Source organism: Paenibacillus sp. P4_A7, from assembly GCF_056402455.1.
The window spans coordinates 17,917-39,150 of the sequence record NZ_JBFUHJ010000023.1 but is presented as its reverse complement, the minus strand read 5'-3'; the positions used below and the strand labels follow the sequence as shown (position 1 = coordinate 39,150).

Annotated in this window: 21 protein-coding genes and 1 pseudogene; 4 read left to right on the top strand and 18 right to left on the bottom strand. The window is 44.5% G+C overall.

The genetic code is table 11. The features are described 5' to 3' along the window. The 12 genes and pseudogenes from AC1DWN_RS06005 to AC1DWN_RS05950 all read right to left on the bottom strand — a co-directional run. Window positions 1–225 (bottom strand): annotated as a pseudogene (locus tag AC1DWN_RS06005) (tRNA (adenosine(37)-N6)-threonylcarbamoyltransferase complex transferase subunit TsaD); the annotation flags it as partial. Between the two features lie 2 nt (window positions 226–227). Next, the gene (gene rimI / locus AC1DWN_RS06000; RefSeq protein ID WP_477558009.1) at window positions 228–716 is read right to left on the bottom strand and encodes a ribosomal protein S18-alanine N-acetyltransferase; all 489 of its coding nucleotides are present in this window, start codon (window positions 714–716) and stop codon (window positions 228–230) included. Further along, window positions 713–1,531 carry a tRNA (adenosine(37)-N6)-threonylcarbamoyltransferase complex dimerization subunit type 1 TsaB gene (tsaB, locus tag AC1DWN_RS05995; RefSeq protein ID WP_477558008.1) on the bottom strand — a complete coding sequence of 273 codons (819 nt, stop codon included), beginning with the start codon at window positions 1,529–1,531 and terminating at the stop codon, window positions 713–715. The genes rimI and tsaB overlap by 4 nt, the downstream gene beginning before the upstream one ends. Then, window positions 1,528–2,016 carry a tRNA (adenosine(37)-N6)-threonylcarbamoyltransferase complex ATPase subunit type 1 TsaE gene (gene tsaE / locus AC1DWN_RS05990; protein WP_477558007.1) on the bottom strand — a complete coding sequence of 163 codons (489 nt, stop codon included), beginning with the start codon at window positions 2,014–2,016 and terminating at the stop codon, window positions 1,528–1,530. The genes tsaB and tsaE overlap by 4 nt, the downstream gene beginning before the upstream one ends. A 13-nt stretch (window positions 2,017–2,029) precedes the next feature. Beyond that, window positions 2,030–3,127: a thiamine-phosphate kinase gene (gene thiL, locus AC1DWN_RS05985; RefSeq protein ID WP_477558006.1), complete on the bottom strand. Its 1,098-nt coding sequence runs from the start codon at window positions 3,125–3,127 to the stop codon at window positions 2,030–2,032. A 30-nt stretch (window positions 3,128–3,157) separates the two neighbouring features. Then, a complete protein-coding gene (locus tag AC1DWN_RS05980) occupies window positions 3,158–4,024 on the bottom strand; it encodes a YitT family protein (RefSeq protein WP_477558005.1) in 867 nt (288 codons plus the stop codon). 221 nt (window positions 4,025–4,245) lie between these two features. After that, on the bottom strand, window positions 4,246–4,596 hold the full coding sequence (locus AC1DWN_RS05975) for a hypothetical protein (protein ID WP_477558004.1): 351 nt from the start codon (window positions 4,594–4,596) through the stop codon (window positions 4,246–4,248). Between the two features lie 101 nt (window positions 4,597–4,697). After that, complete coding sequence (locus AC1DWN_RS05970; protein WP_477558003.1) at window positions 4,698–5,780, bottom strand: HD-GYP domain-containing protein; 1,083 nt, start codon at window positions 5,778–5,780, stop codon at window positions 4,698–4,700. Between the two features lie 195 nt (window positions 5,781–5,975). Then, complete coding sequence (locus AC1DWN_RS05965; protein ID WP_477558002.1) at window positions 5,976–7,667, bottom strand: histidine kinase N-terminal 7TM domain-containing diguanylate cyclase; 1,692 nt, start codon at window positions 7,665–7,667, stop codon at window positions 5,976–5,978. Window positions 7,668–7,791: 124 nt separating this feature from the next. Next, the gene (locus tag AC1DWN_RS05960) at window positions 7,792–8,970 is read right to left on the bottom strand and encodes a class I SAM-dependent methyltransferase (protein WP_477558001.1); all 1,179 of its coding nucleotides are present in this window, start codon (window positions 8,968–8,970) and stop codon (window positions 7,792–7,794) included. Between the two features lie 13 nt (window positions 8,971–8,983). Further along, window positions 8,984–9,637 (bottom strand): DUF6483 family protein, encoded by a 654-nt coding sequence (locus tag AC1DWN_RS05955; protein ID WP_477558000.1) that lies wholly within the window; start codon window positions 9,635–9,637, stop codon window positions 8,984–8,986. A gap of 59 nt (window positions 9,638–9,696) precedes the next feature. Next, window positions 9,697–10,560 carry an alpha/beta fold hydrolase gene (locus AC1DWN_RS05950; RefSeq protein WP_477557999.1) on the bottom strand — a complete coding sequence of 288 codons (864 nt, stop codon included), beginning with the start codon at window positions 10,558–10,560 and terminating at the stop codon, window positions 9,697–9,699. A gap of 180 nt (window positions 10,561–10,740) precedes the next feature. Between AC1DWN_RS05950 and AC1DWN_RS05945 the strand changes: the two genes are divergently transcribed. Continuing rightward, on the top strand, window positions 10,741–10,965 hold the full coding sequence (locus tag AC1DWN_RS05945; RefSeq protein ID WP_477557998.1) for a DUF1128 domain-containing protein: 225 nt from the start codon (window positions 10,741–10,743) through the stop codon (window positions 10,963–10,965). Window positions 10,966–11,088: 123 nt separating this feature from the next. On the opposite strand, the gene AC1DWN_RS05940 is transcribed toward AC1DWN_RS05945, so the two are convergent. From AC1DWN_RS05940 to AC1DWN_RS05925, 4 genes are all read right to left on the bottom strand, one after another. Next, window positions 11,089–11,541, bottom strand: coding sequence for a hypothetical protein (locus tag AC1DWN_RS05940; protein WP_477557997.1), 453 nt, complete (start codon window positions 11,539–11,541; stop codon window positions 11,089–11,091). A 204-nt stretch (window positions 11,542–11,745) separates the two neighbouring features. Next, on the bottom strand, window positions 11,746–13,332 hold the full coding sequence (locus tag AC1DWN_RS05935) for a UDP-glucose--hexose-1-phosphate uridylyltransferase (RefSeq protein ID WP_477557996.1): 1,587 nt from the start codon (window positions 13,330–13,332) through the stop codon (window positions 11,746–11,748). A gap of 32 nt (window positions 13,333–13,364) precedes the next feature. Continuing rightward, window positions 13,365–14,351, bottom strand: a complete 987-nt coding sequence (gene galE, locus AC1DWN_RS05930; RefSeq protein WP_477557995.1) for a UDP-glucose 4-epimerase GalE — start codon at window positions 14,349–14,351, stop codon at window positions 13,365–13,367. A gap of 57 nt (window positions 14,352–14,408) precedes the next feature. Next, window positions 14,409–15,584, bottom strand: coding sequence for a galactokinase (locus AC1DWN_RS05925; RefSeq protein ID WP_477557994.1), 1,176 nt, complete (start codon window positions 15,582–15,584; stop codon window positions 14,409–14,411). 194 nt (window positions 15,585–15,778) lie between these two features. Here AC1DWN_RS05925 and AC1DWN_RS05920 point away from each other — a divergent pair, with 194 nt between their 5' ends. Then, a complete protein-coding gene (locus AC1DWN_RS05920) occupies window positions 15,779–16,642 on the top strand; it encodes an AraC family transcriptional regulator (RefSeq protein WP_477557993.1) in 864 nt (287 codons plus the stop codon). A gap of 139 nt (window positions 16,643–16,781) precedes the next feature. Then, window positions 16,782–17,942, top strand: a complete 1,161-nt coding sequence (locus AC1DWN_RS05915; protein ID WP_477557992.1) for an NAD(P)/FAD-dependent oxidoreductase — start codon at window positions 16,782–16,784, stop codon at window positions 17,940–17,942. 110 nt (window positions 17,943–18,052) lie between these two features. Here AC1DWN_RS05915 and AC1DWN_RS05910 read toward each other — a convergent pair whose 3' ends face one another. Continuing rightward, window positions 18,053–18,613 carry a general stress protein gene (locus AC1DWN_RS05910; RefSeq protein ID WP_477557991.1) on the bottom strand — a complete coding sequence of 187 codons (561 nt, stop codon included), beginning with the start codon at window positions 18,611–18,613 and terminating at the stop codon, window positions 18,053–18,055. Window positions 18,614–18,838: 225 nt separating this feature from the next. Between AC1DWN_RS05910 and AC1DWN_RS05905 the strand changes: the two genes are divergently transcribed. Then, a complete protein-coding gene (locus AC1DWN_RS05905) occupies window positions 18,839–19,999 on the top strand; it encodes a magnesium transporter CorA family protein (protein ID WP_477557990.1) in 1,161 nt (386 codons plus the stop codon). A gap of 128 nt (window positions 20,000–20,127) precedes the next feature. On the opposite strand, the gene AC1DWN_RS05900 is transcribed toward AC1DWN_RS05905, so the two are convergent. Then, window positions 20,128–21,096, bottom strand: coding sequence for a Gfo/Idh/MocA family protein (locus AC1DWN_RS05900; RefSeq protein ID WP_477557989.1), 969 nt, complete (start codon window positions 21,094–21,096; stop codon window positions 20,128–20,130). Window positions 21,097–21,234: the final 138 nt, after the last annotated feature.

The window sequence follows — 21,234 nt, the reverse complement described above, 5'->3', positions numbered from 1 at the left end:
GAGAGTGATCATCTCCACATGCTTTCTTGAGGCAATTTCGGGTACAACGCCGCCATAACGCTCATGAATCTCAATTTGACTAGAAATAACGTTAGACAGAATTTGCTTTCCACCGCGAATAACAGCTACAGACGTTTCATCACAGCTCGTCTCCACTGCCAAAATAATGTCGTTTAATGTATCTTTGCTTATGTCGTTGCTTATTTCACGCTCTGTATGACTCACGTTCACTGCTCCCCTGTCTTCAACCGTTCATAATCTAGCTCCGCCCACATAATAAGTGCATCTTCATTGTTGTCCGAATAATAACGCGGCCGAATGCCAGCAGGCTCAAAGCCATGCTTTAGGTATAAATGCTGTGCTATCTCGTTGGATGGCCGAACCTCTAGCGTCATTTTTACAGCTCCAAAAAAAACAGCCGTTCGCTGCAGCTCTGCTAATAGGCAATTGCCTAAGCCTTGTCCACGATAATCCGCACGGATCGCGATGTTTGTCACATGGGCTTCGTCTACAATGACCCACATTCCGCCATAACCAGCTACATCACCGTCATATTCCATTACCATGTATCTTGCAAACATATTATTCATCAGCTCGTTTGTAAAAGCTTCAACTGTCCACGGACTGGAGAACGCCTCCAGTTCAATCGCGACAATATCAGGGATGTCAGCCATTGTCATCGCACGATATATGAGTTTATTTTGATCTACTTTCATGCCTTAGCTTCACCTGCTTGCTTCGCCTTTAAATTTACTTCGGCTTCAGTTAGCTGCGTATAGTTTGGAATTAATGTATGATGATCTTCGATCAAACCAGCTTGAAGACGATACCGCCCTAAATGCGCAATCCATTGTCCCTCTTGAACAAACGGGTATAGTCGGACCTCAACTCCAGCAGCTTGTCCAAGCTGTTGCAAACGCTCCGCTTCCGCTTCATGTATCGATAAGTCGCCAACAAGCCAAACGCAGCTTACTTTATCCTTATCCGGATTAGCCAATTGCTTAGCTATATAGTCAACCCAGTCATTCATAAGCCGTACGCCGTCGTCAGCCCAGCGGCTCCAGTTCCGTTCATTCGAAATCGCAAAAGCAGACGAATATACTTGTCCGCGTCTAGCATCCATAATTGGGAATACCCAGTGCTCACCTTCTACCATGGCTGCAGCTCCCATTTCCATACCTGTTCCGCGATGCCAAGCACCATAACCGAGCGCTTCCAAACTCGAGACAGCCACAAGCGGTTTATTCCATACCCAAGCAAGGGTTTTTGCTGCAGCTACAGCAATTCGCATACCTGTATAAGAGCCTGGACCGTTCCCTACAGCAACGGCTTCTAGCTTTTCATCTGCAATGCCGCTGCTCTCAAGAAGCTGCTTAATATGCGTTATAATATGAACAGAATGGTTTCTTTCTGCTAACGATTGAATTTCTACTACTACCTCATTACCTTGTACAATTGCAGCTGCCATTGATGCTGTTGAAGTATCAAATGCCAGTATCGGGCCGGATTGGTGCTTCTGCTCTACATTCATCTGTCTTCTCCCCTCTCCATTAACGCATCGCACCAGTCAGCATACTGATCTCCTATGCCAATTAACTGTATACGCCGAGAATCATCCCCTATGTGTTCTATATACAGATCCAACCGCTCTGCTGGCAATAGCTCTTTAATCAAGCTTGCCCATTCTACTATCGTCACACCATTTCCATAAAAATAATCATCTAAACCAAGCTCGTCCGCCTCATCTTGCGACAGCCGGTACACATCCATATGATAAAAGGGGAGTGATTCCCCTTCGTATTCTTTTATTATCGTAAAAGTAGGGCTATTAACAATTCCTTTTACGCCAATCGCTGCCGCAAATGCTTGTGAGAATCTTGTTTTGCCCGCGCCTAAATCACCATCCAGCGCTATAATGCTGCCTGGTTTAGTCCAAGCTGCAAGCTGCTCCGCCAAAACAACTGTATCCTGTTCCGTATGCGCTATCCAAGTAGCCTCGCTTATCCGTTGATGCATTTCAACCACCCGTTCATGACTTAAAATGATTATATCCCCGTTTCTCAACCTTAACTCGCTTTTCTTGCTGCTTGCCATTATTAAGCTGCGTATCATTAAACCGAATCAACTCTACATCCGGCTTTCCAGCTTCTGTTTCTCCAATTATAAAGAAAGGAAGTCCTTCCTGTCGAAAAACAAGACGCATAGCTTCCGCATCAGCAGCAGCCATCGTCCCAAGCAATACATAATCTTCGCCGCCACCCAGCATCCACTCAAGTGGATCAATGCCTACCTTTGCTGCGTAGGCGGACATGCTTCCGCTCTTAGGCAATAAATGTTCATTCAGTATCATCTTTAGCCCTGAAGCTTCAGCAATTTCCCAAGCCTCGCTTGCTAGACCATCACTTACATCATTCAAAGCGTTGCAGGTTCCCCGCTTCAAAAGCAGCCGCCCCGCTCGAACGGATGGTGTCGGTCGTTGATGCGCCTGAATCAACGGCGCTAACCTAGCACCCTCTTCGCCATCCCGAGCTTCGAACAATTCTACTGCATGCTCCGCCTTCGCCCCCTGCGCAAGCAATACATGCAGCCCCGCCGCCGCCATGCCAACCGCGCCGGTCACAAACACCGCATCACCAGGCTTTGCGCCTGTTCGCATCAGTTCCAAACCCGCTTCAACGGTACCAATCACCGTTACCGCGACAACTAAGTGCATCGGCGACGACGTCGTATCGCCGCCTACAATGGCAACCCCGTAGCGCTCGGCGCACGCGTACAACCCCTCATACAGCCGTCGCATCCGCTCCGAATTGTACGAGGGAGGTACGCTGACTGACACGAGCGCATGCAGCGGAACACCGCCCATTGCAGCAATATCGCTAATATTGGCGGCTAGTGCTTTGTACCCGACATCTTCGTCCCGCATCGTCGTATCATTGAAATGGACGGTCTCCACCATCGTGTCGACCGCCAGCAGCAGCCGCTTTGGCTCAACAACGTCATCCTTCGCCGCGACTGGATCAACAACCGCGGCATCATCTCCTATGCCGGCTATAACACCGCGCTGCCGCTGCCACTCCGCAGATTGCCCAGCCGCCGTCCAGTGCTGAATGCGCTCAAACTCATCCAAAGCAATATCTCCTTCATTCATACTACTGCATTAATGAATATCCCGCTTCTTAAAACGTCCGCCCTTAACATCGTGAATGTTGCCGACGGCGAGAAAAGCCACTGGGTCCAGCTCATTAACGATCGACTTCATCTTCGCTTCCTCAAGTCGTGTAATGACGCAAAAGATGACCTTTTTGCTGCCGCCAGAGAAACCGCCTTCCCCATGCAAAAACGTAACGCCGCGGCCAAGCCTATTCATAATTGCCGTTCCAATTTCATTCGCTTCGTCGCTAATGATCCAGACTGCTTTTGATTCATCGAAGCCCTCGATCGTAATATCAATCATCTTGTATGCTATGTAATAGGCTATTAGCGAAAACATCGCCCGATCCCAACCAAATACAAAGCCGGCACTGCCAAGTATGAACAAATTGAAAAACATAACGGTTTCGCCTACCGATAACGGCAGTCGCTTGTTAAACAAAATAGCCACAATCTCCGTCCCATCTAGCGACCCTCCGAAACGGATAACCATTCCAACGCCTACTCCCAGTATAACTCCTCCGAAAACAGAAGCTAGAAAAGGCTCTACTGTAAGCGGCGGTACGGGATGAAGCAGAAATGTACCAATTGACATAATCGAGACACCATATAGCGTAGACAATGCGAATGTTTTGCCGATTTGCTTATAGCCAAGAAATAAAAACGGAAGATTTAAAAGAAATAGAAAAAGACCGAGCTCTAGTCCAGTTAGATGTGAAGCAATAATGGATATACCAACAATACCACCATCAATAATGTGATTTGGGACTAGAAAAATTTCCAGCCCAACTGAGACAAGGACCGCACCAAGTGTAATAAAAATCCACCTGCGCATCACCTCGAGCCTAGAAAGCTTGTGGTGAACAGTTCCCATAAAAGTATGCACATCCCCTATTTGGTCTATTTCTAATTATTTTACATGAATCGCCCTCATATTCAAAGCAAAACTACTACGATCAAAAAAAAGAAACCTCCCATAACAACGGTAATATGACCGTCTTTGGAGAGGTTTACATGATTTTTTGCAAAGCAAACTTAATAGCTTAACTTTATATTATTCTAAATGGAGTTGAAGATAGCTTGGAGTAACGTAAATTAGCCAATGACTGCAAAAGTCTGTACCCCTGCCGGAATCGTTCTCGTACGGAATACTCTACCAAAATCGTCAAAAAGCCTGATCGTATATGACACGGTTGTTAGTGTCCCTACATTGCTGAAGAAAACGACACCAAATCGGTCAAAGCGAGCAGTTTGTACAAGAATATTCCCACGGAATAAGGCAGCGTTAAATCCTGTTGTATTAAAAGGTACACCATTATTATTTACCCAAACGACTGTCAAGCGATTAAATGTTGGACCACTTTGGAGCTTGCCTACTTTTGTAGGTTTAAGCATTTTAGCGGTTTTTTTCGGGTCAAAAAGCAGAGGTTTAACTCGTTTTGTCATGCTATCACTCCCTATCGCATTTACAACAAAGTATGCGTTAGGAGAACAATCCGTATAGACATTTTTTCATTATGTAATTTTATAATTGCCGCTAACCTGAGTTAAAGCTCCTTGACGATCGTAATATGAAGCTCATTTTTCAATTCGAGCTCATAAGGAGATTTCGGCACACTGCCGTCTGCTTCTTTGATAATACGCAGTCGTGGACGATGCAAAGCAAGCTCAGTATTCTGGGCTACTACGCCTACTTGTCCTGTGCTTAGCTGAAGCGTTGACGATACCGGATATATGGAAATATGCTTGCAAAAAAGCTTGATTAAATCCAAATCAAAATAGGTGCCCCCTGCAGCAAACAAAAATTCAATCGCTTCGTTTGTTGTATGCCGCTTGCGATAAGGTCTGGGTGACGTAAGCGCATCGAACATATCCGCCAGCCCTACGATTTGCCCGTACATATGAATTTCATCCTGTTTCAAGCCCCTCGGATATCCCGATCCATTAAACCTTTCATGATGCTGAAGCGCGCAATGCGCTGAAACAACAGAGATATCATGGTTTTTACGAATAATATCGAATCCATCCTTGGCATGACTCTGGACAATAGTAAACTCATCCTTTGTCAGCGAACCCTGCTTATCTAATATTTTTGCAGGAACCTTTGACATTCCAATATCGAACAGCAGCGCTCCAATTCCAAGCTCCTCCAGCTGTATGCGATTAAAGCCTTTGGCCATGCCCATAATCCCCGCAAGTACAGCGACATTGAATGAATGCTGAAACAAATAAGCACCCATCGAATGGATACTTGTTAAATTGACAAGCATATTAGGTCTAGTAGCCAGATCCTGCATAATCTCGCCAAAGACCGCTCTGAAATTCCGCCCCATATCGGGAGCTATTGTTCTTCCATTGGTTATGGTTTGGTCTTTGAAGGAGTTCATCGTCTTGTAAATAGTATCGACAGCTTGCTTACGCGTTTCTTCTCGTATGGTGTCCTCTGGAATAAGATCCTCAGTCATTCCATCCTCTATAAACAAAAAATCGATGCCTAAGTTTTGTAATCGATCGATGTAACGAGCACTAAGCTCTACCCCTTCTCCAAGAAGCACGTTGCCGTTTTCTTGAAAAACGGTTTTTGCAATCATATCTCCCGGCTTGACCATTCCAATTTGCACTTTTCTCATTAGATTAGTTCCCGCCTTCGATAGTTATAGCACCTGTAACTGGAATATCTCTATATTATCAGAACTCACACATGCTGACCATGCCAGCAACGCCCACTAGATAAAAAATGTTAAGAATTTGTCGAGAAAGAGCGAAAAAATGTGAATACGCTATTAACATTCAACAAAAAAGCCCGAACGCAGCCGCTCAGACTTTTATGCTAGTTTACGCTTTACGACGCGATTTCTGCCGTTATGTTTGGCCTCATACAAAGCCACATCTGCTTGGGCCATTAGATTACGCATAAATGCTTTAGGATCTTCAAGAGTTGCTTTTGAAAAATGCTCTATAGACAGAACCCCCATACTGATCGTCACGGACACCGTTTGTTCGCCATTGCCTGTCTTAACTTTGTTCTGCTCCACTGACTCCATGACCCTATCCGCAATAATATCAGCTTGCTCACGATTCGTGTGAGGCAAATATACAGTAAACTCTTCCCCACCGTATCGTGCCAGTACATCGGTTAAGCGCAGCGCACTGCGCACTGCGTCTACCGTGCTGCATAATACCTCATCCCCTACTAAATGACCGTATCGATCATTAATCATTTTGAAATGATCGAGATCAAATAGAAAGATTGAGAACGAAGTGCCGTAACGAATATTCTTCTGAACTTCCAGCTCCAGTTGGTTAAGTAAATAGCGCCGATTATAGCAGCCCGTCAATCCATCCGTGATGGCCATATGCTCAAGCTTCTTATTCGCTTGATACAGTTCATCCTGCATAATAAGCAGATCACGGTTCCGATCCTGCAGCAGTTCATTCTGATTATTTGTTTCTTCTACAAGAAGTCTTAACTCTGTAACATCTTGAAAGGTCAACAAACGTCCAACAGGGCTTTTCTTATTATTCATGATTGGGGCGGACTGAATAATGACATGACGATATCTATCCGCAGCTAAGGCAAGCTCTAACTCAAGCTCTATACGCTCGAACGGACGTTTTCGATGAGCTTCAATAAAAAATTCGAATTCACGCGCAGTTTCTTCTTCTAATTGTGATGTAAATAAAGCTAGATTGATCTTCTCGCCGATTCGAAGCCGCATGAACGGTTTTACTACTTTATTCACTTCAATAATCAGGTCATTCTCATCAAGCACGATAATTCCCATCGACATCGTGTTCATTACATCTCGCTGAACGGTTTGAATGATATTAAATACCTTGTTGCGTCCTATTGCATGCACCAAATAAATAGCCGCAAATGCTAAGCCGACAGAGATCAACGGGATGTACTGTGAAAATAAATCAACAAACACCACATTTATAACTAAATCACTACTCGCAAACAAAAATAAGAAAAACATCCCATTCATTGCTGTTTTGATCAAAATAMGTTGTCTGTCAGATTGAGCGTCCCTAAACTTAAGCACCATAATAACAACCGATACTGCCATATAGAGGACCAACTGCGTTATCATGAACCAATACAAAGGACCAGCGTGAAGTTGCTTAATCGAACCAATTTGATTATCAATACTTAGAAACAGACCATACGGATTAACAACAACTACCGCGACAGACAACAATGCAGGAAGTGACATAACGAACAAACGACTCTTTCGCACGACATAAGACTGCCCCGTTAGAAAGACGATAAACACAAACCAACCTAAGCCAAGCAAAGAAAGCCCTACATAGGAACCTGTTAAATAGAATAACCTAAAGTACAATGAAGAAGCGGTATGTGCAGCAAACTGGAAGAGAGGCCAAGCCATAAAAACGATATGTAATAAAAAATAAATACGGTGCAGTAACGTAACGGAACTAGAAGTAAACATATAAAAAAACAAGCCTAACAGCACCAGAAACATTACAAAATCTAGCCATAACATAAAGTCCATTACGGTTCACCCATTCGTTTTGTAGCCATCTTCTTCCATTGTAGCAAATGTTATATAAATCGACAATTGTCAATTCCAAAAGATAACAGGATTCGATCTAATTATCTCGGACGATGATTTGGAATCATTTTGGCAAACGATCAGACAACATATGCTCCAAAGAAGGTGAAATATTCAAAAACTGACGGAACTRCTCGTATTGCTCCCATTTCTTCAATGATGGCTCTTGCTGTTGCTGTTCGGTTCGCACGGCACGAATGAGCAGGTTTTTGGGCGTATGCTCAGGATCAACGAACTCAAGCATTTGTACCTTGTAACCAAGCACTTCTAGCAATGCACCTCTTGCTGCATCTGTTGTAAGCGCAGCAAATCGTTCCTTCAGCAAGCCTTGTGATAGAAGCGGTGACAATGTATCGTTGCTAATTTGCCGAAACAACTCATGCTGACAGCATGGAACAGACATAATGACCGATGCTCCCCAATTAACAGCCTTGGCGAGAGCAGCATCTGTAGCCGTATCGCATGCATGCAAGGTGACAACCATATCAGCCGCTTGCAGTTCCTCGTATTCGGCAATATCACCCACAAGGAAACGAAGACGATCATAACCTAGCTTCTCAGCAAGCTGCGAGCAAAATGTGATGACGTCTGCTTTCAAATCAAGTCCAATAATATTAATTTTTCTCTGCTGCTCAACAGCCAGCAGATGATAGAGCGCGAACGTTAAATAAGATTTGCCGCAGCCAAAATCTACAATCGTAATCTCTCGATCATTTGGCAAATAAGCAAGCACATCTGTAACCATCTCTAGAAAACGATTAATTTGACGGTATTTGTCCTGCTTCTTCGCATGAACAAGCCCCTCCGGCGTCATAATGCCTAGCTCAACAAGAAATGGCGCTGCTTTGCCTTCCTGAAGAACCCTCTGCTTCTGCCGATTATGCTGCAAATTTGCTTGTCGTTCTCCACCTGTGGGAGGCTTGGAAAGTATAGTCGCCTTACCCTTTTTGTTAAATAACAGCTGTACATCAGCTTCTGTTGTTTTCACAAGCGCTTGGCGGTAATTTTGCTGCAGCAGCTCAATCAAACGTTCAGCAGCCTGATCTTCCGTAACGTTATCGTGCGTAACCTTAGTTGCAAAATGGTATTCAAACTGATAATGAAGTCCGCTCTTTAGTTGAATCGGACGAACAATCGTCTTGGGTGATGTATCACCGTCTTTACGACGCAATTGACTCAGTGTTGCTTGGAGCATATCTCCATTACTCATCCAGTTATTAATATCTTGCTGCCATTGCTCCATTGTCCCTTACCCCTCATTCTTTCTCTGCCGCAAATAGCGCGGTAAGTCCTTGCTCAATTTCATCACGCGGCAAGCCACCGGCCTGCAACCGTTCATCACTTTGATGCAGCATACGCTCATATACTTCAGCTGCCTCCGTTAAAGAGAGCACATCATCTTCAAGCAGTTCATGAATGACATTTTCCACCAATGCAAACCTGCCTTCTGCTTCGTACCATTCCGCCAGCAAGCGTTTTGTTGGCAGTGACAGCTCATAGGGAAGCAATTGTTCTAGCAGTTCATCCACTTGTTCTCTCGGCTCAACTATCGTCGGTTCGGCACCCATTATTGATAATCTCATGAACAGATGTAACGATTTGACGGCTGCGATGAAGCTTTCTTCCTCGCGGCCAAGTTCATCGTAGAGCTCACTCTCTTGCTTCATTAAAATTGCAATGGCTTGCAGATGATCCGTTTCAACTAAGCCGTTTGTCGTCATCACCTTCATTAGATCCTCATCGGATAAAGTGCGAATAAGCTTACTGCTTAGCCGAAACCTCTTGTCGAGTAAGTCATCAATAACAAGCAGCGCCTCTTCTCGTTTGTGCTGACGCTTCAAATTCAAGATTTGACCAACAGCCTCGGTCATTTGCTCAATCATTCTCATGAAATAATCGCGCTGAAACATCCGCTTGTCCCCCTCATCCTACTGTTCAAGCGTCATGCCTTTATTTCTAGCAGCTCTAATTAACCGCGTACTGACTGTACGAAACCTAATATCACTGCTGCCATTTCCTTTGGCTGTTCGATCATCCCCATATGTCCTGCTGTATCAAGCACAACCGTTTTCGTTGCTTCATTGACCGCTGCGAAAGTACTTTGAGTAGTAATAACATGATCATTAGCTCCTGAAACAAGCAGTACTGGCAATGAGGATTGTTCGATAATATGTGAGCGGTTAGCTCTGTCCTTCATACCCTTTGCGGTGCTAATGGCTCCTTGTAACGCTGTTCCATATCCAATCTGTTTAACATACTCCACTTTTGTTTTCATAGCCTCTAAATGTGCAGGAGCAAACAGTTTTGGAATTAAGCCGTCTACAAATACCTCTATTCCATTTTGCGTAAGCGATTCCACTGCTTTATCACGATTTTCTTTGGCCGCTTCGCTATCCTCCAGCGCAGTAGAGTGAATGAGACCAAATCCCGATAGCTTCTTCGAGTAGTTCTCAGCTACAGCTAGTGTAATATAGCCGCCTAAAGAGTGCCCCAGCAATATCGCGTTATTGATTTGTAGTTTTATTAGCATTTGAGCAATATCTTCCGCATATAGTTCCATCGTATATTTATCATCTAAAGGAGCACCGCTTAGTCCATGCCCCCGTAAATCAGGAGCTATCACACGAACATTTTGCTCCATATCCTCTACAATATACTCCCAGTAAGAAGAACTGCCGCAATAGCCATGCAATAGCACAACCACTTCAGAAATTCCGGCTTCCGCACCTCCATCTTCTGGATGCGAATCGTAATAGGCAAGCTCCAAGCCATTATTCAACAGCAGTCTGCGCTGTGCGATCGATTCAATGCTATCGTCCGTCGTTCTGGTCATATCCTGCACACTCCTCTATCTGTTCATCATCTAGCTCTAATTGTACCGAATTTTAAAGGGCTGTTCAATTTATGGTTATTACCGTTTGAATCATGGTACAATTATAAGAGAGCAAACGTAAGCTGAAGCCGATGTTTTCGGTATCTTTTATCGCTATGCAAAACCTTTAGGAGGCATCCCATGACTAATTTACAGTTGCAAACGCAAGAGAATGTAGAATTTATGATCGATACGATTAAAACTAAGCTGAAAATGGCTTCCGCAGCTGCTATGCAAGCCTCACATTTCAACATCGAGCGCTACGAGGATATTAAAGAGTTGTATGATATTGTTTCAGCGAAGGATAAATTCAGCATCAGCGAAGTAGAAGCGATCGTTTCGGAGCTTGGTAGTCTTCGTTTATAATAATTATTATTATTAACAAACATTTTATTCCAGTATCAGACATTAATTTTCATTATTCGACATTAAAATAAAGAACCGAGTGCGACGCTATCGTCAATCTCGGTTCTTTATTTTGCTTATCTATTATTCCTGCTCTTCCGCTTGCTCCTCTGCCGCTTCAATCGACAGCTTAATGACGACATTTTTCTGTTCGCCCTTCAAGAAGTTAGCTATACGCTCCAGCTTATCAGCCAGCTCCGGACCGCTCAGTATCGTATTCAAATGATAATCGAAGCTGTCGGATGGCGGGTTCTGTTGCATATAAGAATTCTGACCTCTCCAATTACGCTCTCCGTTACTTGCAGTTTGGGAAACGATTTGATCTTGTACAGGGTAGAACTTATCGGATTTGTTCACAACTCTCTCGTAGATGCGCAGTTTCTTAAGTAGCATATAATATTGTGCAGAGTGCTTGAAGTTCCAGGCTTCACGAATATCTTTCAGCGTATAATCCATCTTCCAACGCTTTAGCTTTTCAACTTGATCATCCGTGCTAAGCTGCAAAAACTCATCTAACGGCAACATTTTTTCGGGCATTTTGACCCCTCCGATGAATAGTGTATAACATTATTTTTTTTTAGACGAATAATTTTATTATCCTATAAAAAATACCATAAAAATTGTYCATTTACAAATTAATATAATTTCACAAAAATGATTATTCATTTTTATTTTTTCTAATGAGAAAAAACCTCCAGAATTGCGCCAGCGGTCGGCGTAAATGGAGGTTCTTCTCACTCATTATTGTTGCTGAAGACCGATTGATGTAAGAAAACGTTCGAATGCAGCGAAGCCTGCATCTGTTCGTTTGTATACACCGGCATCCTTCAACACATCTAGAAATATATCACCGGTTTCGGATTCAACAATTGACTTCGCTTGCTCTGCAGAACATGCTGTACCAAATTGGTTGATGAGTGACAATAGCCAGTCCGCATGCTTATGCAAAGGATGTGACGTTTCCTTAAGCTGCTCAGCGTTCACCGCGGTCTCGCCAGTAAGATAAGCTGCTATTTGCTCGAGCTCATCTTTCAAACGTCCAGGCAGTACAGCTAGTCCCATCACTTCAATCAAACCGATGTTCTCTTTCTTAATATGATGCAAATGCTGATGTGGATGGAAAATGCCATCCGGATGCTCTTCACTTGTACGGTTGTTGCGCAGCACAAGATCCAGCTCATATTCACCGCTGTCACGAAGCCTTGCGATTGGAGTAATCGTATTATGAGGTGTACGAGTCCCGTCCGCTTGCTCCGTGAAGGCCAGTACGTCTGCTGACGAATCGCTATAGAGCCGCCATTCATCTAGCAGGCGACATGCTGAGCGATGAACATCTGCTTTTGAGGTGCCGTTAATCCGTACAACCGACATCGGCCAATTAACAATGCCAAAGCGAACGCCTGCAAGCTTAGGATCGATAAACGATGTATTTATGGAAGCTATCTCCATTGGAAACACATGGCGACCACCTTGGAAATGATCATGACTGAGGATTGATCCCCCTACGATCGGTAAATCAGCATTGGACCCGATAAAATAATGCGGCATTTGCTCAACAAAATCGAGCAGTCTCGCAAACGAAGAATGTGAAATAACCATCGGCTCATGATCGCCCTTAAAGATAATGCTATGCTCGTTGTAGTATACATAAGGTGAATATTGAAAAAACCATTGCTCCGACTGGAGCGTGATTGGCAGTACACGCAGGTTTTGACGGCCAGGATGATCAGCGCGACCCGCATACCCTACATTTTCAACACACAGCAAGCATTTTGGATAATGAGCCTGAGGCATTGTTTTGAGCAAAGCAATTTCCTTAGGATCTTTCTCTGGCTTCGATAGATTGATCGTAATTTCCAACTTGCCGAAGTCCGTAGCATGCAGCCAATATTGATTCTTACGAATGCGATCCATCCGAATGTAATTGGAATCTACATTCAGACTATAGAAAGCGTCTGTCGCTGCCTTAAGGCCTTCTGACCGTATTGTCCGCTCGAATAAAGCAGCAGTCTCAGAAGGACGGGGCATCAACAATCCCATGACACGGGCATCAAGCAAGTCGCGATACGTAGTCGTATTATTTGGCATAAGTCCAATTGAAAAACCATAATCGAGCAGCAGTTCAAGAATTTCAACTGGACTTTCTACGGTTTCCTTCGGTACGCTTCCTTCGAATGGTTCGGTAAACCCGAACAAGTCAAGCAGTGAGTTGCGCGCCTCGTTTACATCAAGTGTGTGTATGAGACTGCGCTGCAATGCGAATTGCAGCAGTCGTTCTATTTGAAGCAAAGCGTCTGTAGACGCCTGTGTTTGTCTTTCATTGGCCACGAGAAGCAGCTCCTTTCACATATGCAGCGAGCCTAATCGTTATATCCGTTCGGGTTCGCTTCTTGCCAGTTCCAAGCACTCTGGATAATATCCTCAAGCTTGCTTCGTTTCGGCTTCCATCCCAGCTCAGTACGAGCACGGTCCGAAGATGCAACGAGTACAGCAGGATCGCCGGCACGACGTGCTTCCATTACTGCCGGTATTTCTTTACCTGTTACTTTACGAGCTATTTCTATCACTTCTTTGACAGAGAAGCCAGTGCCGTTACCAAGATTGTAAACAGAGCTATCTGCACCGCTGCGGAGACGGTCAACAGCCAGGATATGCGCATCGGCAAGATCGCTGACGTGAATGTAATCGCGGATACACGTTCCGTCCGGTGTTTCGTAGTCTTCACCAAATACGGAAATATGAGGGCGCTGTCCAAGTGCCGCTTCCAGTACAATAGGAATAAGATGCGTTTCCGGATTGTGGTCCTCGCCGATTTTTCCACTGTCATGTGCGCCAGCCGCATTGAAATAACGGAGTGAAATAAATTTGATGTTATGTGCGACATCGAACCATTTCATCATTTTCTCCATCGCAAGCTTGGTTTCACCGTAAGCATTTGTCGGAAGCGTACGATCGTACTCGTCAATCGGCACATTTTCCGGCTCACCATAAGTTGCTGCTGTTGATGAGAAAACAATTTTACGGACATTGTATTCGTTCATTTTCTCTAGCAAGCAAAGTGTACCGAAAACATTGTTATGATAATACTTGCCAGGGTCCTTCATACTTTCACCAACGAGTGAATTGGCTGCGAAATGAATGATGGCATCTATCTCATTTTCTTTAAAAACCGTATCCAAAAATGCTGCATCGCGTAGATCTCCCACATACAGCTTTCCACCTAATAACGCTTTACGGTGCCCCTGCTGCAAATTATCTATTACCACAATATCCTCGCCGCGTTCCTGTAAGGCTGCCACTGCATGCGATCCAATATAACCTGCTCCACCGGTTACAAGTACTGCCATTTTGTATTTCCCCTCTCCTATGAACAAATAGTTTTATACAAGTATTTACTTATTTACTTACACGGTTAGACGTTCTACACCGTTGCCAATCGTACAAACATAGAAATCTGCCTTTAGGCCAGTTGCTTCGAAATAGTTGCGTCCAACTTCAGCTTTGAAAGCCTCAATGCTATCCTCATGAACGAGCGATACTGTACAGCCGCCAAATCCCGCTCCGGTCATACGAGAGCCAAGAACTCCTGGTACTTGGCGCGCTGCCGCAACCATCGCATCCAGCTCATCACCTGTTACTTCATACAAGTCGCGCAGTGAGTCATGCGAGCCGTTCATCAATCGTCCGAACTGCTCCAGATCAGTTGCTTTAAGAGCTTTGATTGATTGAAGAACACGATCTATTTCTTCTACGACATGTTGTGCGCGTTTTTGGACCGTTCCGTCCTTAATCAGATGCTTAGCGGAATTGAATTGATCCAAATTAATTTGACCAAGCAGTGTTAGATCAGGAAATGCAGCTTGCAGATCCTTCACAGCCTGCTCACACTGACTGCGGCGTTCATTATATGCGGAGTCAACCAGACCGCGTCGTTTATTCGTATTACCTATAACCAGCTTGTAATGGCCTGATTCAAACGGGATCAAATCATACTCCAGCGTGTCGCACATCAGAAAAATAGCATGATCCTTCTTGCCGTTCGCAACTGCGAATTGGTCCATAATGCCGCATTGAACACCATTGAACTCGTTTTCCGACTTTTGCGATAGAAGCGCGATTTTTACGGTGTCCGTCGGCAATCTCTCTAAGGATAGTAATGCATACGCAGTTACAACTTCAATAGAAGCTGATGAGGACAAGCCTGCGCCATTCGGAATTTCACCATGGAATAACAAATCATAACCATTTGAGAAAGTCACACCACTTTGCTGCAGCTCATTCACGATACCTTTCGGATAGTTCATCCAGTCATCCGCAGCGTCGTAAACAATATCGTCAAGCGAAAACTGCTTCGATGCAGGAAAGTTAGTCGTTGCAAGACCCAGCAGATTATCTTCGCGTTTACGAATTAGTAGTGTTGTTCCAAACGTCAATGCGGCAGGAAATACGTATCCTCCATTATAATCTGTATGCTCGCCGATCAAGTTCACACGTCCAGGAGCATGAAATACTGCGATGTCACTCGCATCTCCACCGTATTGCTGTATAAATTGTTGTGTTAGCGCTTCAATGTTTGCCATTTGCTATCACGTTCCTTTTTAATAGAGTCATTTTCTACTTCAGTATAAAGTAACGAAATCGAAAACGAAATGGCACCAAGTGCTTATTATATGGATTAATGTGACTTTCAAACGTTAGATCATACATGCTATGATATTGAAAATGCTGTACTTCCGTTCGATATCCAACACATATGAAGGAGGTGTAAAGTTCTATGCGTCCGGACATGTATACCGTAGCGTCTAATCCTGTTGTTGCTCATGGCGAGAATCGTAATTTGAATGTGTTATTTGCTGGAGAGAGCCAGACTATGCCTTTACATCGTCTTGGACCAAAGGTGTATGATTTCTATTTAATGCATATCGTGCTCGAAGGCTGCGGCGTATTCAACTGTGACGGAAATAGCCATTCGTTACATGCTGGACATACCTTCCTAATTGAACCAGAACAATTAATCAGCTACGAATCGGATGGTGAAACACCTTGGCGTTACCGCTGGGTCGCATTTAATGGCATTCAAGCGGCCGAGCTCGTTGCAGCCGCGGGCTTTACCGCAGAGCAGCAGATTGTATTTTGCCCAGATGGTGAGCAAGCAGGTGATTATTATAAACAGATCTATGAGACCTTTCGCAGTGGGAGCGCATCAGCGCATCTGAAGGCTGCCGGATACTTGCATCTGCTTATGGCTGAATATAAATCTGTACTTTTTGCCTTAAGCGACGAATCGCTTCGTACGGCTCAGGGAGAGAGTGATCATCTGCTYCAGCAGGTAGTGCATTATTTGTCTAACCAATATGCCCACCCAGTATCCATCGAGCAAATGGCCGAGTCGCTCGGTTATAATCGCGCTTATTTATCTCGTCTATTCAAGCAGCGCACTGGCGTTTCCCCCGTATCCTTTCTACTCAAGCTGCGCATTGACAAAGCACGGCATATGCTTCGCGAACGTCCCGAGCTTACAATTGAGCAGGTTGCCGCATCCGTAGGGCTGCAAGACGCACTCTACTTCTCCAAACAATTTCGCAAGCTGCACGGGCAATCACCGACTGCATATCGAGACTCAATGCGCAACCGCTAGCGTCTCATCCCCCCTGATTTATGCGTCATTTTCACAAATTCGGGTATATTAATTGTGGGAGTGATGACCTATAAAGGAAATGCATACCGGGAAGCTATATTGGCCAGAAACATTATGTCATACCAAAGAATACCCACCCTTGCAGCAAAATAAAAAGGTTCAAGTCGCGATTATCGGCGGCGGCGTGTCTGGAACAATTTGCAGCTCACAGTTTGTACGCAGCGGACTAACTACAATTATGATTGAACGCAGTCAAGTGGCTTGCGGCAGCACCTTAGCCAATACGGGTTTACTTCAATATTGCAATGACATCACGCTATGCGATTTAATCGATCAAATTGGTCAGCAGGATGCGCAGGCCTTCTATATAGCATGTAAAGAGGCCATTGAAATGCTGGGCTCGATTACTAAAGGATTATCGACTGACGTCGGCTTCAAAAACAGAACCAGCTTGTACTATGCCTCCACTGAGCAGCTGCTGCCTAAGCTCAAACAAGAATATGAAGCTCTCCGGACTTGCGGACTCCCTGTCCAATATTGGTCACCTGACGACATTGCTAACCATTTTCCATTTCGTAAGCCGGGAGCTATCGTTACACATGGAGACGCTGAAATTAATCCTTATCAATTCGTTACTGCTCTCGCTAGCGCAGCTGTTGAAGAAGGATTGGAGTTATATGAGCAAACAGATGTTATTGATCACAAGACATCGGCGAGCGGTTTCCACCTTCTGCGCACAACGTCTGGCTATGAAATAGAAGCAGAGCATGTCGTATACGCGATTGGCTATGAGCCGGAGGAGCTTCGAGGCAAGCTTATTAAGGCAAATCTAAACAGATCATACGCAATTGTTACCGGCATCCAAAAAAACTTACAAAAGTGGCATGAGCGTTTCCTCATTTGGGAAACGGCACGTCCTTATTTATACCTTCGAACAACGCCTGACGGCCGGGCTGCCATCGGTGGTTTAGATGAGGATCCCGAACAGCCTCTACAAAGTGAAAGCAGTCGGGAAAAACGAACCGAGAAATTATATAAGCAGTTTCAAGCTTTATTTCCTGAGATGCAGGCACCCATTGAGTATGAATGGAATGGTACGTTTGGCGAATCACTTGACGGCCTGCCCTTCATCGGAGAAGACCCATCCTGGAAAAAGGTTTACTACTGCTTAGGCTATGGCGGAAATGGAACGGTATACAGCATGATTGGCGCTACTTTGTTAAGGGATCTCATTCTAGGCAATCAACATCCTTTAGCACATATACTGAAGCTTGATCGTCCATCGTTAATAGATCGTTAGTTATTTCACATCCAGATATGTGATTTCACACCAAATAAGCCTCACCTCCGCTGCTTGATCTCTAACTACAGCATAAGGTGAGGCTGTTATTACATTGATTATCTTTACATTTACACGCCATCCACAATACTCGAAGCATTACAGCTGCGAAATACAGCCTCTGCGATACCTAAACGTGACAAATCTGGCCCGCCGTCCACTTCTTGCAACGATTTGCTACCATCCGTTTCTACAACAATAATCACTGATCCGCTTTGCAGTGCTTGGCTGCATATATGAGTTTCTTCATCATCCAGTCCCAGGGAATGATATACACGACTATGCTCATCATCATCGAATAAAAGGGCTGCTCCAAAAGGGTAGGCACCACCCAGAAGCCCACCCGTTCCATAACCTGCTAAACCGTAGGCAGTCGGAACAACAGCACTGCCGAAGCCAGCAGCCGCCATCATTCCTAAGGTGTCTGAGCCCTGAACCTGAACGGCTGATGTTTCTGCTAATTCCGTTATTTCATCTACATGTACATCACTTTCTGCCTCAATGCGCCTGGAGTGCTCAGAATCCTTTGCCAGTACCATTAGCTCTCCTTGAGCAAAGCCCGCTTGCTCCAGCTGCTGAATGGCTTGAATGACCTGCTGTTCTGTTTCAAATAAACCAATCTTTCTAGTCATTGGTATGCCTCCTTCGTATCACTTCCACGTACAACTTCCATATACAAGCAACTTATAAAATGACAAGCTACGCTTGGTATGCCCTATTTTTGACGAATTATGTCGTCTTATAGAGTCTCCTAGCTCCGATTACCTATAGTTGAAAGCTCAGGTTGTGCATCACTGCCGTTCAGGTTATGATGGAGGAATATGAATTGGAAAATCGGACAAGCAGGAGGCTAAGCGATGATCCATAGGATGCTTCGCTATCCCCCAGGATGGGAATGGCATGTGCTGCAGCAGGTAAGATATGAGCCAGCACCGGAAGAACCTTTGCCAAGTAGAAAAAACATACTTCATAAATCCACTAAGCAATCGGAACAGAGTGATGAGGATACGATACCTTATGCTGAGCAACTCAAGCGGCTTTTCCCGGAGTGTGCCTCATGGATTGATGAATGCGAAGGCAGACGTACCAATCAAATCTCTGTCAGAGATACGTCTAATACCGACCAGTTGCTTTACGGCACACTGATGTTCCAAGTAACCGAGGATGAGTCCGATGTACAGCCTTTTCATTTTTGGCTGACAAAACAGCGGCTTATTACGATGCACGAGGATATGCGGCTTCCACTGCGTCTGCAATCACGAGAGCAATCGATAAAGTTGGAAAGCTGTGGAACAGCTCCGGAAGCATTGTTCATTATGCTTAGCGTCATTCTCGAGACATTCCACGAAGGGCTAGACGGCTTCGAGACAAGACTGAGTGATCTGGAATCTGCTATGCGAATAGAAAACCGTACAGGTCTGCTCGAAGTTATTCTCGAGAGAAGATATGATTTGCTTCATTGGAATCATTTGTTCATTCCCGTTAGAGAGCTTCAAGGCGCCGCCAAGGAAGCATTTATGGAAGATCTGACCGAGACGGAGGCCTTTAAACGAATTTCTCACAAGCTGGATAGAATTGATGTCCTGTTGAACCATTATGCCATGGAGATTGATACACTAATTTCAATGGATGATGCTATTTCCAGCTTCCGCGGCAATGACATTATGAAAACCTTAACTATATTTACGGTGTTGTTCTTGCCAGCCACTATATTGGGCTCTCTATGGGGCAGCAACTTTAATAAGCTGCCTTGGAAGGATCATGCTTGGGGTTTTCCTGCCATGATTACGGTCATAGCTATCATTACGATCATTATTTATATTTGGCTCTGGAGGAAAGGCTGGACTGGCGATATACTAAACGGCCACAAATCGAAAGAATCCGCCTCAGATGACACGGAAAAGCAAACAAGATCAAGTCGCATTAGCCGAAAGAAGTCTTCTCCTAAACAAAACGCTTCTGCGCAATCTTCACGGGATAAAGCACCTCTATCGCGATCTCGCAAAAACCGTAACTAGAGCATTACAATTAAGCTTTGTATAGCTGCAAACAAAAGGGACTGGCCTCTAAGTAGATCAAACTACTTAAAAAGTCAGTCCCTTTGCTATTGGCCTCAATTGGCCTCATCAGTAAAATAAAGTGGATTCTACAACTTCACTGGCAATCCGCTGCGAGCTGACTCATTCGCAGCGATGGTTACTTGATGAGTGAGGTAAGCATCGGCATAGTTTGATCGGATCCGAGACACGTCTCCTGTTTTGAGCGCATGTAGAAAGGCTTCATTTTCTCGTTCATAAGGATCAGAGCGATTAGCATACTCCGTAATACGTCCCGCTTCAATATCCTTCAAACCGCTATGAGTAAGCTCTAGCACACCTTTATTCGTATATATATGTAGTCCTGATCGTTCCCCTGCCGGAATGGCGCATGTATTGCTAATGGTTGCCAYGGAGCCGTTTACAAGCTTGAGTGTAACCGTCCCAACATCAGGTACAGAAACACCGTCTTCTACTTTATTCATTATGCGTTCTCCATAAGCCGCGTAGACTTCACATACTTCACCTACCGTATATCGCAGCAAATCTACGATATGTGTCGTTTGCTCAACAAACTGGCCGCCTGAGCCTTCCATTTTACGCCACCAGCTTACGCCTGGCATTCCACCCATCCAATACCCTAGCGACATGCCCACACTGCGCTCCTTCAGCAGCTCTTTCGCATGATCCGTCCCATTCATATATCGAAAATGATACCCGACTGATGTAATGAGCTTTTTACTTTCAATCTCCTTTAACATGGCAGAAGGTGTTTCCTTATCTAATCCTATCGGCTTTTCTACCAAAAAAGGAATATTTCTCTCAATTAAAGCGATTTCAATTTCACCATGTGCAAACGGCGGCACACAAATATATACGGCATCAAGCTTACGATCATCCAACATCTGATGAACAGAGGCGTATCCGCGAGCCCCTTCATGCAGCTGTGCTGCACGATCAGCCTTCTCTTGGTTAGTAGCTGTAAAAGCGACGACCTTTACACCTGCTATTTTCGCCAGCTTCTCCGCATGCATCATACCAAACCAACCTGTTCCGATAATCCCAATTTGAAGCGTCATTGTAACTCCCCCTTCATAGTTCAATACTTACAATTCCGATTATACTTGTTCATCTTGAAGGAAGTCCATTTATAATCCGCTGGTACCCATTAATCTATACTTTCATATAATGGAAGATAATGCTGAGGTCAACGGATG

Coding starts and splice junctions, on each gene's coding strand:
- AC1DWN_RS05940 (WP_477557997.1), bottom strand. CDS start 11,541: ATGCCCGAAAAAATGTTGCCGTTAGATGAGTTTTTGCAGCTTAGCACG.
- AC1DWN_RS05970 (WP_477558003.1), bottom strand. CDS start 5,780: ATGAGAAAAGTGCAAATTGGAATGGTCAAGCCGGGAGATATGATTGCA.
- AC1DWN_RS05905 (WP_477557990.1), top strand. CDS start 18,839: ATGATCCATAGGATGCTTCGCTATCCCCCAGGATGGGAATGGCATGTG.
- AC1DWN_RS05950 (WP_477557999.1), bottom strand. CDS start 10,560: ATGACCAGAACGACGGACGATAGCATTGAATCGATCGCACAGCGCAGA.
- AC1DWN_RS05980 (WP_477558005.1), bottom strand. CDS start 4,024: ATGGGAACTGTTCACCACAAGCTTTCTAGGCTCGAGGTGATGCGCAGG.
- AC1DWN_RS05910 (WP_477557991.1), bottom strand. CDS start 18,613: ATGACTAGAAAGATTGGTTTATTTGAAACAGAACAGCAGGTCATTCAA.
- tsaB (WP_477558008.1), bottom strand. CDS start 1,531: ATGAATGTAGAGCAGAAGCACCAATCCGGCCCGATACTGGCATTTGAT.
- AC1DWN_RS05975 (WP_477558004.1), bottom strand. CDS start 4,596: ATGACAAAACGAGTTAAACCTCTGCTTTTTGACCCGAAAAAAACCGCT.
- rimI (WP_477558009.1), bottom strand. CDS start 716: ATGAAAGTAGATCAAAATAAACTCATATATCGTGCGATGACAATGGCT.
- galE (WP_477557995.1), bottom strand. CDS start 14,351: ATGGCAGTACTTGTAACCGGTGGAGCAGGTTATATTGGATCGCATGCA.
- tsaE (WP_477558007.1), bottom strand. CDS start 2,016: ATGCATCAACGGATAAGCGAGGCTACTTGGATAGCGCATACGGAACAG.
- AC1DWN_RS05945 (WP_477557998.1), top strand. CDS start 10,741: ATGACTAATTTACAGTTGCAAACGCAAGAGAATGTAGAATTTATGATC.
- AC1DWN_RS05925 (WP_477557994.1), bottom strand. CDS start 15,584: ATGGCAAACATTGAAGCGCTAACACAACAATTTATACAGCAATACGGT.
- AC1DWN_RS05955 (WP_477558000.1), bottom strand. CDS start 9,637: ATGTTTCAGCGCGATTATTTCATGAGAATGATTGAGCAAATGACCGAG.